This window comes from Alkalihalobacterium sp. TH-98, from assembly GCF_057473385.1.
Map to the genome: position 1 here is coordinate 1 of NZ_JBYCKM010000003.1, position 15,775 is coordinate 15,775.

Consider the following 15,775-nt stretch of genomic DNA (forward strand, 5'->3'; position numbering starts at 1 on the left):
TACTGGATAAAATGAGCTCTAAACTGCTACTTAGAACCTAAAATTTCCTGATACTGGATATATCGAGCTCTAAACCGCCACTTAGAGCCGAAAATTTCCTTTTACTGGATAAAATGAGCTCTAAACCGCCACTTAGAGCCGAAAATTTCCTGATACTGGATAAAATAAGCTCTAAACCGTTACTTAGAACCCAAAATTCCCTGATACTGGATAAGATACACTCTATTTATCTACTTACGAAACCAAATAACCTAATACTGGAAAAACAGACTCTAAACTGTCATTGCCACCTAAAATTAATTTAAAAAGGAGACAGTTTACTAGCCAAAGGATACCGAAACAACGGCTTTAAAGTGTAGTTATTATTTAAATATAGAAACTGATTAAATCACTAAGCCAGTACAACACAGCTTTTGCTCTTGAAACTAGTAGTATCTATACAGAAATTTGTACCATAGAGGTGGAAAAATCGCTATTTTTTAACTAAATCCGTCAGTTCACCATTATTCGACAAAGTTATTCATTGAATGGTTGTTCATTCATGTTATAATCAATATTATCTAAATATTTTAAATAATTTAAATTATGTACATAGACTTACAGACTAATAATATAATGGCTATTACTACATATTAAACGCATTAAAAAGATCGAGATAGTTGAGATTAATACGATGTTTACCTGAAAATAATGATCTATTGAGAGGTTTGATCGACTAATTTTTTTCTAGACTATGCTAGAATTTTGCCGGAGTCGATCCTACGAGCGAAAGATATAGTAGTAAGCTAACTGTAAGCGCATACATAATAAGGGAGGATCTATCAATGGCTTTACAAGCAAAACAAGAAACAGTTGTTGAAACACCCTTGCAGCAAGAGAGACCGGCACATAACGAGATGTTGTTTTACGGAATGGGCTTTTTTGGAATTATATTAATCTGGACGATGGTTGGAACATTTTTAACATTCTACTATACAGATGTGGCGGGGATCTCGGCGGGAGTCGTTGGTACACTCATGTTAGTTGCTCGTCTGTTAGATGGTTTCACTGACGTTGGTATGGGTGCACTAGTTGACAGAACAAAGTCGAAGTACGGTAAGGCACGACCTTGGATTTTATGGATGGCGGTTCCATTTGCAGTATCCGGTGTCCTGTTGTTTTCGGTACCAGATCTAAGTACGAATGGAAAAATTGTTTATGCGTATGTAACTTATTTTCTTCTTATTTTAATGTATACTGCTATTTCAATCCCTTATAAAACTCTCCTTGGTTTAATGACACAAGATCAAAAAGGGCGTACGTTAGTCAATGTCTATACCGGTGTATTCACGATGTTGGCAACCATTCTCGTCATGACATTAGCACAGCCGATCGCAAGCAGCATCGGTGGAAACTTAGGGTGGACGGTTGTTGCATTCGGTATCGGTGTCATCATCATCGTCAATTGTCTGCTCGCTTTCAGTAAAACGAAAGAACGAGTAGACGTTGAAACGGTCGCTCAGTCTAAAGAAAAAATTCCATTTAAAACAGAATTCAAAGCATTACTTAGTAATAAATATTGGGTCATCATTACTCTATACTGTGTAATCGCATACACTTTAAATGCTCTTTTATCTGGAGCAGGTATCTATTATGCTCAATATATTCTAGGCAGCGCCGGCTACTTTTCACTTATTGCTCTTACTTTATTTTTACCGACGATCATTGGTTTCTTCTTTGTCGGGCGTTTGATTGCCCGTTTTGGGAAACGAAATATCGCTATCTTTGTGACATGTGTCGCAGCTTTTGGATCTGTCATCAAGTTAATTGACCCTTACAACCTCTCTATTTTTTTAATTGGGAATGCCGTTCAAGGTTTTGCGCTGTTACCTATAATCACATTCCTATACGCAATGATTAATGACACGACAGAGTACGGTGAGTGGAAGTCTGGCTTTAGAACGGCTGGATTAGTAAACAGTGCGGCAAGTTTTGGAATGAAAGTCGGAGCGGGTATTGGTGGAGCGCTCATTGGTTGGTTATTAGCATTCGGTGGTTATGTCGGAACCCTTGCAGAACAAACGGCATCCGCAGAGATGATGATTATGGCCTTGAATATTTATCTGCCACTAGTATTAACGATCTTACAACTACTCTTCTTATGGATGTATAAGCTAGATAAATTGTACCCATCCATTGTGGCAGAGATTAGCGAGAGAAAAGCGTTAAAGTAAAAATAATCGAACCACTAGATATGTATATGTACAAACATTAAAAGTGAATTGAAACGACTATCTAATGACCTATCATTGGATAGTCGTTTTTTCTACCACTTTCTCCCTTAACATATCCCACGGTTTATGTTATCGTAGAAAACTATAAAAATTAACTATTGGATTGAACACTTTTATATCTTTATTGAAAAATTAAAGTGGAAGAAGAGGCGGTAATCCATTAGAATAGTGAATAGTTTGTTTTCATAAAGAGGTGTCTAGTGATGAGTGTTATTTTATATGATTTATTCCTAGTAATGTTCGGTCTCATACTTGGGATTATCGTGAAAGATCCGTTATTTAAAATATTTACAGGTAAATATAAAGAAGAAGCACGCCAAAAAGAGCGTGTGAAACTGTTAGTGTATATCCGCAAAAACAGTGCGAAGGTGGGGCCGACTACGGAGGAACTCGCACAAAATGTATTCTCCAACAAAGTCGATATTGAAACCGTGAAGCAGCTATTAAAAGATATTGAAGACACTGGTTTAATTAAGAGGGTAGCAGCTCATAAAGGCCAAGATGAGTTAAAAACAAGATGGGTGTTTACGGATAAAAAGTATTGAGAGGCAAAGGGACGACATGTATTGATTGCTGAACAGACTAGTGATTTTTAACCCTTTAGAATACAGGATTCTAAGGGTTTTTTATTAATCTTGAGATTAAACTAACACAAGAAGTTAAACCGAACTGGAACAATGTATGACGGGGGCGGAAAAGTCACACAATATAAGTGAGTAGGTAAAGGTATTTATCAGAATTATCATGTTCAATTGTTAAATATTTTATACCGTTAAAATGAGCAGTGCGGGGATACCAAATTCAAGTTAAAATTATCCAAAGTTTTTTTCAAAATGTGATAAAAAACACAACCTTTTTTTCTAATATATGCTATCCTCTTTATGTAAGAATTATTCAAAAGATCTAATGATCAACAAATCACACATAATCCGTATGTATCATTTAATAATAGTGATACCCTTTTCATAAAGAAAAATCTCAAATTTAACCGCATTAGGTATAATAATGGTAGAATTAAATGGAAGTAGTAATTTAAATACTATAGATAAAAATGCAGCCGTTTTATTAACAATGAGAGGTGAGTATTATGCAACATACAAAAGAAAAAATCTCTGAACTAAAGAATGAAAACAATGAGGTGGTAAAAGTTTATTCTCGAACGAATCCATTTCAAGCCAAAGTTCTAGAAAACAAAAATTTAAACGGACCTGGCTCAAGTAAGGAAACCCGTCATATCGAATTATCTTTAGAAGGATCGGGCCTTTCTTATGTACCTGGTGATTGCTTAGGGATTCTCCCGGAAAATGATCCAGAACTAGTTGCAGAACTTCTTCAAGAATTAAAAGCAGATGGAACCCAATCTGTAACAGTAAATAAACAAGGTGATCAACTATCTTTGAAAGAAGCGTTAACGACTTATTTCGAAATTACTTTATTAACGAAAAAAGTATTGCAACAAGCAGCAGAGTTAACGGAAAACGAAGAATTAAAGAACCTCGTGTTACCTGAAAATGTAAATCAACTAAAAGAATATATGGATGGTCGCGATTTACTGGATCTTTTACGTGATTTCGGCCCGTGGAAGGCTTCTCCACAAGACATCGTATCACTTCTAAGAAAAATGCCACCACGCCTGTACTCGATTGCAAGCAGCTTTGCTAAGCATCCAGGTCAAGTACACCTTACAATCGGTGCAGTTCGTTATACAGCTCACGGACGTGACCGTAAAGGCGTTTGCTCAGTACAATGTTCGGAACGTCTCCATGAAGGAGATACACTCCCAGTCTTCGTACAGCAAAATAAACACTTTAACCTTCCAGCTTCGGAAGATACAGATATTATTATGGTAGGTCCAGGTACAGGTATTGCACCTTTCCGTTCGTTTATTGAAGAGCGAGCAGTAAACAGAGGAACAGGACGATCTTGGTTATTCTTTGGAGATCAGCATTCTTCGACAGATTTCCTTTACCAAGATGAATTAGAACAATATCAAAAAGATGGGGTACTGACAAAGTTAGACGCTGCATTTTCTCGTGATTCGGACCAAAAAGTGTATGTCCAGCACAAGATGATGGAACACAGTAAAGAAGTATTTGAATGGCTAGAAAACGGTGCCTATTTCTACGTTTGTGGAGATAAGCAATACATGGCCAAAGATGTTCACAACACACTGATTGATATCATTGAAAAAGAAGGAAAAATGAACCGTGACTCAGCTGAAGAATATTTAAGCGATATGCAAAAGCTAAAACGTTACCAACGAGATGTTTATTAAGCATAGTCCGTGGTGATTTTCACCTTTTGTATTAAGACAATTAATCATTTAAGGTACGCTGTTACTAGTCGGAATTTACGAGGTGGCATCGTACCTTTTCAACTTTTATCACGTTTATATCGATTAGTTTAAAATCTCATGTCGATCTGTTTTAAAATTTGCCTAGGCGTTCCATAATACACCTCCTGCCTAAATGGAGGATACACTGAATCATAGTATATATAAATAGGAGCATCTAATAAGCTTGGATGGTTAGCAAAGAATGCTCGATCTCCGTATACCATACCTTTTAGTGCCGTCATCATCTCTTTTTGGAAAATCGTAAATCGAACTCTAGAAACCTCCTCACTAAATTCTCCGCTGTCTACATATGCTCTCCCCACTAAACGGAATTGTCCAAGGTTGTTTCGTTGCCATTCCGCCAGAACTTCATCGCGCATTTCTTTGTCAATTGCCCCGTAATTATAAACATAGCCAACATCTAAAAATAATTCTCCGGTGATATCAGAATGGGTAAGCGTATATTTTCGTCCTTCAATTGGCTCAGTCGAGTTGGCGGGCGGGATCATTTTAACCTGTAACTTTTCTGGATGAAAAGAAGACATAATTTCTCCTCCTTACGTTGTCATTCCTACATTCTATTATTTATATAATGAATTGGAGCTTTTCCTATTTTAATGATTACCTTTGTTTAAGTAGATGGCATCCTGCAAATATAAAAAACACAATGAAGACTAAGGTAAAGGGAGAGAAGACAGAGCTCTAAAGTGGGTTGAAACCTGAAGTTTGATAAAATGAAATATGTAGAAGTTAAACCGTCACTTTAAGCTTCAAACGGGATGTTACGAGATAAAACGTTCACCAAATATTTAAAGAACTGAATTTTAGTAATAAATATAAATACTTTTTATTTTAAACCTATACCCAGTCCAAAAACCTAACCATACACATCCAAATCAAATAATGAGGAGCTTAATAGATGAAAGCAGAAAAAGAAAAAATGATAAATCGCGAACGATATAATGCAGCGGGCCCAGAGTTAGTTAAAGAACGAACAAATGCGAGACGATTAACGAGATTATTCAATCAATCTCTTGAAACAGACGACACCGAACGTTTGGCATTATTAAAAGAATTGTTTGGATCTACCGGTGAAAACGTCTATATTGAACCGTCCTTTCGATGTGATTACGGTTATAACATCCATGTCGGTGAGAATTTCTTTGCTAATTTTGATTGTGTTTTTTTAGATGTTTGTGAAATTCGCATCGGGTACAACTGCATGATTGCACCTGGGGTTCACATATACACAGCAACCCATCCATTAAATGCAACTGAAAGAATATCAGGTGCGGAGTACGGACGGCCTGTAACAATCGGAGACAATGTTTGGATTGGCGGTGGAGCGATAATTAACCCAGGGGTAACGATCGGAAATAATGCAGTCATTGCATCTGGAGCCGTTGTCACCAAAGATGTACCAGAGCAAGTGGTGGTTGGTGGTAATCCAGCAAAGATTGTCCGGCTAATTAAAGGGTAAAACCTCTATCATATGTTACAAGTATGAATATCTTCCATACAGGTGAGAAGAGGTAGAAGAGGAGACCTTCTACCTAATTCCTTGCAAGACCTCTTTCAAAAGCTTCAAGATGATTTAACGAAGCATTACGTAACTGTGTAAAAACGGTTCTTACATCATTTGGGATATCATAAGACAGAAATCTTTCATACATAGATATATTTTCAATTTCTCCTTGAACGCCAGCTGCATACGCCGCCTTGATATTTTCTGGTGTTGTAACAAATGCTTGTGACTGATCCTCAGGAACCGGTACCTGGTACCGTTCAAACAGCGGCAATAAGGCACTAATATGTCTTAGCTCAGCCTCTTTTATTTGTGCAAATGTACGAATATTTCCAAAGGTTGTTAAAATATTATCATATCTTGCTTGTGCTAGGTATTCGTCTTGGAGGGCATACGTGAGCATTTGCGGTAAAGACAATGTTGAGGCGTTTAATGCCCCCAAAGCTCCATAATTTTCAATTTGCCGATGGGAGTGTTCTACCTTTCGAACATTTTGAAAAAAATACAAAAACCATACCGCATGATTTTGTTCATCTGAAGCTGCCCGTCGAAACCTATTTTTGATAGTATCATCTTGTGCGGTATCTGCGATGTCTAAATAGAAATCAACCGCCTCTTGTTCATCTTTAAAGGCAAATTCAACACCTGCGCGATACTTGTCTGGACATTCTTCAGTGATTTGGTAAGATGGTTGACGACCTGTTAGATTTGTATATATCCGGCTAAACTCTTCTAAATGCCGCTTTTCGTCCTGCTGTATCTCAAGAATTATATTTCTTTCCTCTGTTGTAGGTGCCATTTTTGCTAATTTCTCATAACAATCAACAGCGCTATACTCGGCATTAATTGCTTTTTGGATATCCATTACAAGTTGAGTGTCACGAAAATATCCATTACTATGAGGGCTATAGTTATAAAAATACGGATTAGAATACATTTTGATCCTCCTTTCTATTAACTTTCAACTTATCTTATGTGTTTAAGTATGGGTGGGTGCACAGGTGATATATTACATAGTAAACGAATGCCTATTTATACGGGGACAAGATGTTTTGTGCATGAGCCTGCATAGGATGATATTGACCTAGAAGATAAACACCTATGGAGAGGGAGGCTATCATTTGAACCCGTATGATTATTACCAACAACCATCGTATGGTGTAAGTGACTATGGATATGCAATGGAACCTACTTATTCAGGACATATGCAGGCACATAATTTGCCTGGAGATATGGATATGCAAAGACAATTTCAATTTTTAGGACCGTATATTGGTGGATTTACAGGTTTCTTTGGACCACCAGGAAGACCACCGGGACAACCGCCATTTGGTCCACCGCCAGGACAGCCAGGATTTCCAGGACAACCGCCATTCGGTCCACCACCAGGGCCGCCGGGGCATGCAGGCCCTCCAGCGGGACCACCACCGGCATTTACTCCACAAGCACAGGAAGTTGGTTTATTTGCGGTTGACCCAGGGGCTATTCGTGGATGTCTATTCCGCTATACGTATGTTTGGTTAACGAATAGACAACAGTTCTGGTTCTATCCAACGTTTGTCGGAAGAACATCAGTTGCAGGTTGGAGATGGACTGGATTTAACTGGGTATACTTCGGGATTGATCTCAGACGAATTTCATCGTTCCAGTGTGTTTAATCATTAATTCCCTTTTATAATCACTCAATTGAAGAGAACATTAAGCCACCGACACATCTACCCGTAATGCGTTAAACAACAGTATTTTTTGAGGGGGGCCTGAAATACTTCAGGTCTCCTTTTATATTTTATAGTATGAAGATACAGTATCTCTCCTGATTTCGCGCCAAAGTGTGATCAATAGTCATTGAACGAAACGTTTAAATCATCCCATTTTTTTATTCAATGGACGGGTATATTATGGTACGCTGAATGAAGGCTTTTATTGTTTGAAAAGGGGGACATTTTCTTCATGAAAAAATGGATTATTATTTCTGTACTGCTATTAATTATCATTTGGGCTGCCGTTATAATGAATCAAATGAAATACACTTCATTTAAGGAAGTGGTTCTCCAAAATCTAAACATTAACGAGTTGGACAGTGTGAACATTACTCGATTTCCAGATCTAGCAACTGTGACCTTAAAAGATAAAAACGAGATCGAAAAATTGCTCAACCAATTTTCAGATGTAAAGTTAAAAGAACAGAAATATCAAGGTGAATATACGTACTGGATTTTAATTAACGGTGCAGCTGAATTTGCTGACCCTAATATACGAAGAATTTGGATCTATCTTAATGAAGACCGCATGCGGATCACTGATAGTGAACATCGAACGAGGAGACAGGATACGTTTGTTGTTACGAATGAAGTGAACTATTGGCAAGCACTAGAGAGTGAAGACTTCATTTGGGAAGAGCGTTAAGGAATTGCAATTAAACTTTATTCTTTCATGAAAAAAAGTAGGATCCAAATATAAGCATCCTACTTATGTTAAAAGTTTGCAATGTACTCGATTCTTATTTTTCTAAATCTGTATATAATCGTTTTAAGGTTTCTTTTAATTCGGGTTTGATACTCACGACCGGACGTACCATCTTTACTTTTTCTTCAGCTTCTTCAATGGATGATGCTTTACCTAGTGCTAGCAATGTTCCGGCCGCAACAGTTCCTGTTCTGTTACTACCGCCAGCACAATGCAAAAATACTTTGTTACCCTCTTTATTTGATTGAACGACTTGATCAATTGCTTTCTTCACAAATTCATCTTGTTCTTCTGCATTATCCTCAATGGGTATATGAATTCGATAGTATTGTTGGTCTTTTTCTAAAGCTTCAGACCGTAAATCAACCACAACATCAGGATTTTCCTTTTCAATCACTTCAGGTACATCCCCAGCACAACCAATATAAATTCCATCCTCTATTAATTCGTGATAGGTTTTCTTCTTATCCATTAAATTAACCTCCATATCAAGTCTAATCTTGTTTTTAATTCACTAATTTTACACTGTTGTAGTTTAACATGACCTGTTCATTTTCTCATTCATTTGACCTTCCCATATATTACATCGTAGAAAAAATGAAAACATTACATATAAAACTTAATTTAAGAAAAATTATAAAATAGAGGAAGGTTACTCCAGTTACAAAGGAGGGGACATAATGAGTGAAATGAGTTATCAAGACTCGTGGTTGGGAAATATAAAAGCAGATATTTTAGCTGGGATCGTAGTTGCTCTTGCTTTAATCCCTGAAGCCATTGCCTTTTCCATCATTGCTGGGGTAGATCCAATGGTAGGGTTGTATGCCTCATTTGTGATGGCTGTCGTTATCGCGTTTGTTGGTGGAAGACCCGGGATGATTTCAGCTGCAACAGGTGCGATGGCTCTAGTTATTGTCACGCTAGTAGCCGATCATGGGTTGCAGTACCTTCTAGCCGCAACAATTTTAACTGGAATTTTACAAATTTTATTCGGTGTATTTAAATTAGCGAGATATATGAAATTTATACCGCGTTCCGTCATGGTTGGGTTTGTTAATGCCTTGGCCATTCTTATTTTTATGGCTCAAATTGAACACTTTGTCGGACATCGACCGATGATATTTGCATTAGTTGCTTTGACGTTACTTATTATTTATCTATTTCCATACATAACTAAGGCAGTGCCATCTACTCTTGTCGCTATCATTCTCGTGACGGGAATGGTCGTACTCATGAATATTCAAGCGTGGACGGTTGGTGATATGGGAACAATTCCAAGAACTTTACCCGAATTTTTATTCCCAAATGTACCGTTCAACTTAGAAACCCTCATGATTATTTTCCCTTATTCAATTGCTTTAGCTGTGGTTGGACTTATTGAATCGTTATTAACAGCTTCGATCGTAGATGATATGACAGATACCGAAAGTGAAAAAAATGTGGAAAGTCGCGGGCAAGGAATCGCCAACATTGCAGTTGGTTTATTTGGAGGAATGGCCGGTTGTGCGATGATCGGTCAATCCGTTATTAACGTAAAGTCTGGGGGAAGAGGCAGGTTGTCGGCTTTCGTTGCGGGTGCTTTCTTAATGTTTTTAATTGCTGTGCTAGGCGATATCGTCGTGCTCATTCCAATGGCGGTGTTAGCTGGGGTGATGATTATGGTCTCCATCAGTACATTTGATTGGAATTCATTACGGACGATCCATTTAGTTCCTAAAACCGATGCGACGGTAATGATTGTGACGGTTGTAACCGTTGTTGTCACCCATAATCTTGCTATTGGTGTGTTTGCAGGAATTTTATTAAGTGCGATTTTCTTTGCTTCGAAAATATCAAAAGTAACGGTTGAAAGACAGGTAGAAGGGGAGAAAAAGATATATAAAATAAAAGGTCAATTGTTTTTCGCTTCTGTAACCGATTTATTAAACGAGTTTGAGTACAAAGATAATGTGAAGGAAGTGGAACTTAATTTATCGAGAGCACATATTTGGGATGATTCCGCTGTCGTTGCCATCGATAAAATTGTGAATAAATTCCAAGAAAATGAAATTCATGTAAGGGTAACAGGACTAAATGAAGAAAGTTCAGAGTTAGTGGAGAAACTAGCGAATAAGTTAGGTGGCCATTAAATGGAGGTGAACTCGATGTACAAGAAGATCCTATTAGCCTACGATGGATCCGAACATTCCAAACGAGCGGGTGAAAATGCGATACATATTGCAAAGTGCGGTGGCTCGGATTCTAAGCTGGAAATCGTTTATGTCGTGGATGCCAATAAAGCAAAACATGATGTGTTAAGTAATTGGAACTCGCTATCGATTGAAGAAAAGCGAAAAGAATTATTAACCGGAGTAACCAAGAAAGCGACAGATGAAGGAGTAGATTACACGATCCAAATTTTACAAGGAGAAGCAGGTCCATCGATTATTAAATATGCCAATGAAAATGATTTTGATCTCGTTATTATCGGAAGCAGGGGATTAGATGGAATTCAAGAATTTGTCCTAGGAAGTGTCAGTCATAAAGTGGCTAAACGAGCGAATTGTCCAGTGTTAATTGTGAAATAAGTACAAGTTGTAATAAAGAGTTGAAGTTCATTCACTAGTTTTTTAATCAGAATATGTTTTCGCAAACTGGAAAAAGGACTACTTTGTGGGTAGTTCTTCTTTTGCGTTTAAATCGATGGAAAAAGAAGGATTTTGTAAATTACTAGAGAATTAATGGAGTTGCCAACAATTTAAGGAGTGAATAAAAATGAACATCTACCAAGCAACGATAAAAGATTTAGAAGGTGCAGCCCTTTTATTCGATCAATATCGTATGTTCTATAAGCACCCCTCCAATATAGAAGGGGCCAGAAGTTTTATAAAAGAACGATTAGAACAGAATGAGTCTATTATTTATGTTGTAAAGGATCAAGAGAACTATTTAGGCTTTACTCAACTGTATCCGACGTTTTCTTCTATATCAATGAAGCGGGCATGGATACTGAACGATTTGTATGTTGACGAAGGTGCGCGAAAACAAGGAGTAGGCGAATTGCTTCTCCAAAAAGCGAAAGAACTGGCGCTAGAAACCGGGGCAAAAAGTATCAGTTTAAGCACAGCACCTGACAACTATTCGGCTCAAAAATTATATGAAAAACATGGCTACCAACAAGATAAACAGTTTTATCACTATGAATTAAATTTGATGTAAGGTTTTGTCTATCAGGTTGGATTTAATGTGTCGGCATCACTAGCATAATATTTTTAAAAAATAAAGAGGGTGCGCTTCATGAAAAACGTTTTTACGCGTGTTCTGATCAAGGATACTGACAATCAGATATTAGTAATAAAAGATCGAGCAGGTGTTTGGAACTTCCCAGGCGGTAAACTAGAGATAGGAGAAAGCCCAATCGAATGTGCCATGCGAGAAGTTCGTGAAGAGATAGGTGTAAATGTCGATGCTCTAACAGAGATAGCGCAAGGGGAATTTTATTTTGGAAACATTCAGTGGCATGGTCATTTTTTTCTAGCAGACTCCATTAGTGGTATCCCTTACATAAAAGAGGTCGATAAGATAACAGACCTCCAGTATATCGATCGTTTTGAGTCCGTGAACTTCCCCTTGGAATTAGTTGAGGTTATTGAGGATTTGTTCGCAAAACTCGAGGCTGAAACGATCTAATGAGAATTTACTTTTATTTAATGAGTGATAGTATTTTTTATTTCATAATATAGTGTCCATAAAGCATACAATGAGCACAAAGAAGGAGGGAGAACAACATCCATTCATTTCTTGTTCAATTAGCGGTTGTGGCCATTACTATTTTTGGCGGACTGTTTGTAACTCAATTGCTGGTGGCCGATCAACTACTAATAAGCCACCTTATTATAACTATAATAGGTGTTGTACTTCTTGCGGCTGCTTTAATTTGGAAAAAGAAGTGAAAAAATTCAAGCTAGCCTTGATAGAGTTGGGTTGGAAAAAGCAGAAGCGGACTCACAGGCCCTTATTTGTGACCAAATCAGTGGTTTCAGAGGTTTAGCGGACTCAGAGGCTCTTATTGTCTGGAAAAACAGTTGTTTGCTCATCAAATCCTTTAAATAGCGGCTTCTCAGTCCGCGAAATCAAAAATCTGATAGATTTTAACAAAATAAGGGCCTCTCAGTCCGTAAAAAATCATCAGCTATCCAAACACCCAATCTATCGGACTCTTTTATTCAAAATTATTAAACATGCGTACCCCATCGTTTCATGTGCTCCTCCTTATGTTACTTAAAATCTCGAAAAATCAAATCAGTAGAAATGGGTTTCATACCTAGTTCTCTTGACCAGATCGAGAGTTGTCCGATATGATGAACTTCATGTGTGATGATGTGCAGAAGCACTTTTTTGTATGTAAACGAATAGGAGACGCCTTTTTTATTTGTCAATTCTAACAGCTTTTCCTCATCTTCACTTGTCCAGTGCTTTAGAAACTCTTCAGTATTCGCCCTTGTTTCCTTCGCATAGGCAATCACCTCACTGAGACTAGAGATAGAACTCAGATCAGTTGAGATAACAGGTTTATTTTGCATGTGATGGATCCATAACTGTTCACAATCAATGACATGATATAAGTTCTTTAAGATACTTCCCATCCCACCAATTCGCTCTTTTCGTAACTCTTCTTCTGTAAGAGCTTCACACCATTTAAACCAATCATCTCTCACTTGCCAATTATACAAAAATAAATCTAACATCAGACCCACTCCTTAAGCGTATGTTCTCAATATTATAGTAACCTATTAAACCATTTTTTTGATATAATTTGACTTATTAGCTTTGAAAAAAATAAGTCTGTTTTTTAAAACTCCTATGACTTTAATAGACATTCATGGATACAATAAAATTTCTGAAGTAAAAAGGACAGCTTCACCAAAAAGTAAATTAGGCTTGCAACGAGAGTAAAGAATATGTCTACACCTTGAAAAGCTCTAGCAGGAGAGGATGAGACACAAATCAGGAGGAACCATTCAAATGCCTGTTGGCTTACTATTAACTATTTCTATTATCGCCGTATCTTTTGCAGCTATATTCGTCAAGTGGTCCGACGCACCTGCGACGATCTTAAGCATGTATCGGATGTATTTAGCTTGTCTACTCTTATTCCCAATCGTATGGGTTAAGAGAGAACAATTTTTTAAACTTTCTGCTAAAGATTGGTTGTTTTTAACGGTTGCAGGAGTCTTTTTAGGATTACACTTTGCTTTATGGTTCGGTTCGTTGAAGCTGACAACAGTAGCTAGTTCGACGATTATCTTATCTTTACAACCGATCGTTGCATTGATAGGAGGTTTTTTATTTTTTAAAGAAAAAGCAAGTAAAGCTATTTTATGGCCTATAGGGATATCGGTTGTTGGTGTCGTTATGGTCGGCTGGGGCGACTTTGGATATGGAAATTCAGCTGCTATGATCGGAAATTTACTCTCATTCCTTAGTGTGATCGCAGTTGTCGCTTATTTGCTAGTCGGTCAAAGTAAGGTAAAGGATATCTCTCATTGGATATACAGCTTTTGTGTATTTTTATTTGCGGGTGTTGCCTTAACGATATTTAACCTTGTATTCGGTATACCGATGGTTGGATACGACGTACGAGAATGGGGGATTTTTGTTTTATTAGCCATCGTCCCAACAATTGCTCATGTCATATTTAACTACCTATTAAAATATGTAAACACAACCACGATTTCCATGAGTATCTTAGGTGAACCAGTAGGGGCCACTCTTTTAGCTGTTATCCTTTTAGGGGAACAGGTTTTACTGTTTCAGATTGTAGGTGGGGTTATTGTATTACTCGGTGTCTTTTTATTTTTACAGCAGCAAAAAAAGGTGGATCGCGTTAAGAGAATTGTAGAGGCGGACAAAAATATAACTGCTTAGACCAATGGATTTGGATTGAAAATAGGACATGTTTCAGGACGTTAAGGAAAAAAATGTAACGTCCTGTCTAATTTTAATTGAATACTCTAAGATTTTCTACTATAATACCAATATACCAACCGGTTAGTATGCTTCTTGTTAACCGACTTTGTAAGCGCTTTATATGTAGGAAGGATTTATAACCAGCAAGCACCATTACTGTGATTAATGAAACTATCTAATTCGTAATCTAGTATTAAAAAATTCCAAGCTATACAACAAACAAGGAGATGAAATGATGAAGGCGATTCAATTTCATGAGTACGGGAAACCCGATGTGTTAAAAGTAGTCGAAGTTCCAACTCCACAAGTAGACAAAGGCCATGTTCTAGTCCAAGTGAAGGCAGCAGGGGTCAATTTTGCCGATACAGCTAGACGCTACGGACAATACTTAGAAAAAACGCCACTTCCATACATACCAGGAGGCGAAGTTTCCGGTGTGATTACCGAGGTGGCTCCTGATGTCACTGACTTTAAGGTAGGGGATCGTGTCGTTGCATTAACTGCCAATGGTGGTTATGCAGAATACATTTCCCTTCACGTATCTCAACTCGTTCAAATACCAGATCAAGTAGATTTCAACCAAGCGGCTGCCATCTTAGGGCAAGGACTTTCCGCGTACCATATTTTAAAAACATCCGGGCAAATGAAAAAAAACGAAACCGTTCTCGTTCATGCTGCCGCTGGTGGAGTAGGTACATTAGCTGTACAGCTGGCGAAAATCATGGGGGCAAGCCACGTTATCGCTACAGCAAGCAGCACGGAAAAACTAGAACTCGCTGCTTCATTAGGTGCTGACACTGTCATCAATTACACAGAAGAAGGCTGGCATAAGCAAGTACGTTCTGTAACAGACGGGAAGGGTGTCGATGTGGTCCTCGAAATGGTAGGAGGAGAGATTTTCACGAACAGCCTGAAGTGCCTGGCGATCAATGGTCGTCTCGTTATCTATGGACGCGCGGGAGGACAGGTGACACAATTTGATCCAGCGATTCTTATGCAACGAAATGTGAGTGTCGTCGGATTTTGGTTAGTTCATATTCTAAATGATACCAAACTGTATAAAGATAGTTTAAAAGAATTACTAACGTATATCAGCGAAGGACAATTGAAATTAATTGTCGGTGAAGCACTGCCATTAGAGCAAGCGGATAAGGCTCATGAATTAATTGAAGGACGTAAAACAGTTGGAAAACTTGTATTAAATCCGTAACCTTAAACCAATGAGGG

General features: G+C 37.8%; 16 protein-coding genes. 12 read left to right on the forward strand and 4 right to left on the reverse strand.

Annotated elements, in window-relative coordinates:
* Window positions 1-824 precede the first annotated feature (824 nt).
* The 3 genes from AC2VNP_RS00350 (at window position 825) to AC2VNP_RS00360 (ending at window position 4,548) form a co-directional block, all read left to right on the forward strand.
* Entirely contained in the window at window positions 825-2,213 is a 1,389-nt protein-coding gene (locus AC2VNP_RS00350; protein ID WP_486915037.1) for an MFS transporter, read from the forward strand.
* Window positions 2,214-2,476: 263 nt separating this feature from the next.
* Window positions 2,477-2,818 (forward strand): hypothetical protein, encoded by a 342-nt coding sequence (locus AC2VNP_RS00355; protein ID WP_486915039.1) that lies wholly within the window; start codon window positions 2,477-2,479, stop codon window positions 2,816-2,818.
* Window positions 2,819-3,360: 542 nt separating this feature from the next.
* On the forward strand, window positions 3,361-4,548 hold the full coding sequence (locus AC2VNP_RS00360; RefSeq protein WP_486915041.1) for a sulfite reductase subunit alpha: 1,188 nt from the start codon (window positions 3,361-3,363) through the stop codon (window positions 4,546-4,548).
* A 128-nt stretch (window positions 4,549-4,676) separates the two neighbouring features.
* Here the strand turns inward: AC2VNP_RS00360 and AC2VNP_RS00365 are convergent, their stop codons facing one another.
* The gene (locus tag AC2VNP_RS00365; protein ID WP_486915042.1) at window positions 4,677-5,153 is read right to left on the reverse strand and encodes a staygreen family protein; all 477 of its coding nucleotides are present in this window, start codon (window positions 5,151-5,153) and stop codon (window positions 4,677-4,679) included.
* Window positions 5,154-5,527: 374 nt separating this feature from the next.
* Between AC2VNP_RS00365 and AC2VNP_RS00370 the strand changes: the two genes are divergently transcribed.
* Window positions 5,528-6,088 (forward strand): sugar O-acetyltransferase, encoded by a 561-nt coding sequence (locus AC2VNP_RS00370; RefSeq protein WP_486915044.1) that lies wholly within the window; start codon window positions 5,528-5,530, stop codon window positions 6,086-6,088.
* Window positions 6,089-6,161: 73 nt separating this feature from the next.
* On the opposite strand, the gene AC2VNP_RS00375 is transcribed toward AC2VNP_RS00370, so the two are convergent.
* Entirely contained in the window at window positions 6,162-7,070 is a 909-nt protein-coding gene (locus AC2VNP_RS00375) for a ferritin family protein (protein WP_486915046.1), read from the reverse strand.
* A gap of 295 nt (window positions 7,071-7,365) precedes the next feature.
* Here AC2VNP_RS00375 and AC2VNP_RS00380 point away from each other — a divergent pair, with 295 nt between their 5' ends.
* Both AC2VNP_RS00380 and AC2VNP_RS00385 read left to right on the forward strand, forming a co-directional pair.
* Complete coding sequence (locus tag AC2VNP_RS00380; protein WP_486915118.1) at window positions 7,366-7,791, forward strand: hypothetical protein; 426 nt, start codon at window positions 7,366-7,368, stop codon at window positions 7,789-7,791.
* A 292-nt stretch (window positions 7,792-8,083) separates the two neighbouring features.
* On the forward strand, window positions 8,084-8,539 hold the full coding sequence (locus AC2VNP_RS00385) for a hypothetical protein (protein WP_486915048.1): 456 nt from the start codon (window positions 8,084-8,086) through the stop codon (window positions 8,537-8,539).
* Window positions 8,540-8,633: 94 nt separating this feature from the next.
* On the opposite strand, the gene AC2VNP_RS00390 is transcribed toward AC2VNP_RS00385, so the two are convergent.
* Window positions 8,634-9,071 (reverse strand): protein-tyrosine phosphatase family protein, encoded by a 438-nt coding sequence (locus tag AC2VNP_RS00390; protein WP_486915050.1) that lies wholly within the window; start codon window positions 9,069-9,071, stop codon window positions 8,634-8,636.
* A 208-nt stretch (window positions 9,072-9,279) separates the two neighbouring features.
* Between AC2VNP_RS00390 and AC2VNP_RS00395 the strand changes: the two genes are divergently transcribed.
* The 4 genes from AC2VNP_RS00395 (at window position 9,280) to AC2VNP_RS00410 (ending at window position 12,268) form a co-directional block, all read left to right on the forward strand.
* Entirely contained in the window at window positions 9,280-10,728 is a 1,449-nt protein-coding gene (locus AC2VNP_RS00395) for a SulP family inorganic anion transporter (RefSeq protein ID WP_486915052.1), read from the forward strand.
* A gap of 15 nt (window positions 10,729-10,743) precedes the next feature.
* Window positions 10,744-11,166, forward strand: coding sequence for a universal stress protein (locus AC2VNP_RS00400; protein ID WP_486915054.1), 423 nt, complete (start codon window positions 10,744-10,746; stop codon window positions 11,164-11,166).
* Between the two features lie 187 nt (window positions 11,167-11,353).
* On the forward strand, window positions 11,354-11,797 hold the full coding sequence (locus tag AC2VNP_RS00405; RefSeq protein ID WP_486915056.1) for a GNAT family N-acetyltransferase: 444 nt from the start codon (window positions 11,354-11,356) through the stop codon (window positions 11,795-11,797).
* 78 nt (window positions 11,798-11,875) lie between these two features.
* Entirely contained in the window at window positions 11,876-12,268 is a 393-nt protein-coding gene (locus AC2VNP_RS00410) for an NUDIX domain-containing protein (protein ID WP_486915058.1), read from the forward strand.
* Between the two features lie 587 nt (window positions 12,269-12,855).
* On the opposite strand, the gene AC2VNP_RS00415 is transcribed toward AC2VNP_RS00410, so the two are convergent.
* Complete coding sequence (locus tag AC2VNP_RS00415; protein WP_486915060.1) at window positions 12,856-13,326, reverse strand: DinB family protein; 471 nt, start codon at window positions 13,324-13,326, stop codon at window positions 12,856-12,858.
* A gap of 247 nt (window positions 13,327-13,573) precedes the next feature.
* On the opposite strand from AC2VNP_RS00415, the gene AC2VNP_RS00420 reads away from it, so the two are divergent.
* Window positions 13,574-14,506: a DMT family transporter gene (locus AC2VNP_RS00420; RefSeq protein ID WP_486915062.1), complete on the forward strand. Its 933-nt coding sequence runs from the start codon at window positions 13,574-13,576 to the stop codon at window positions 14,504-14,506.
* Window positions 14,507-14,783: 277 nt separating this feature from the next.
* Window positions 14,784-15,758, forward strand: a complete 975-nt coding sequence (locus AC2VNP_RS00425; protein ID WP_486915120.1) for a quinone oxidoreductase family protein — start codon at window positions 14,784-14,786, stop codon at window positions 15,756-15,758.
* The last annotated feature ends 17 nt before the right edge of the window (window positions 15,759-15,775 follow it).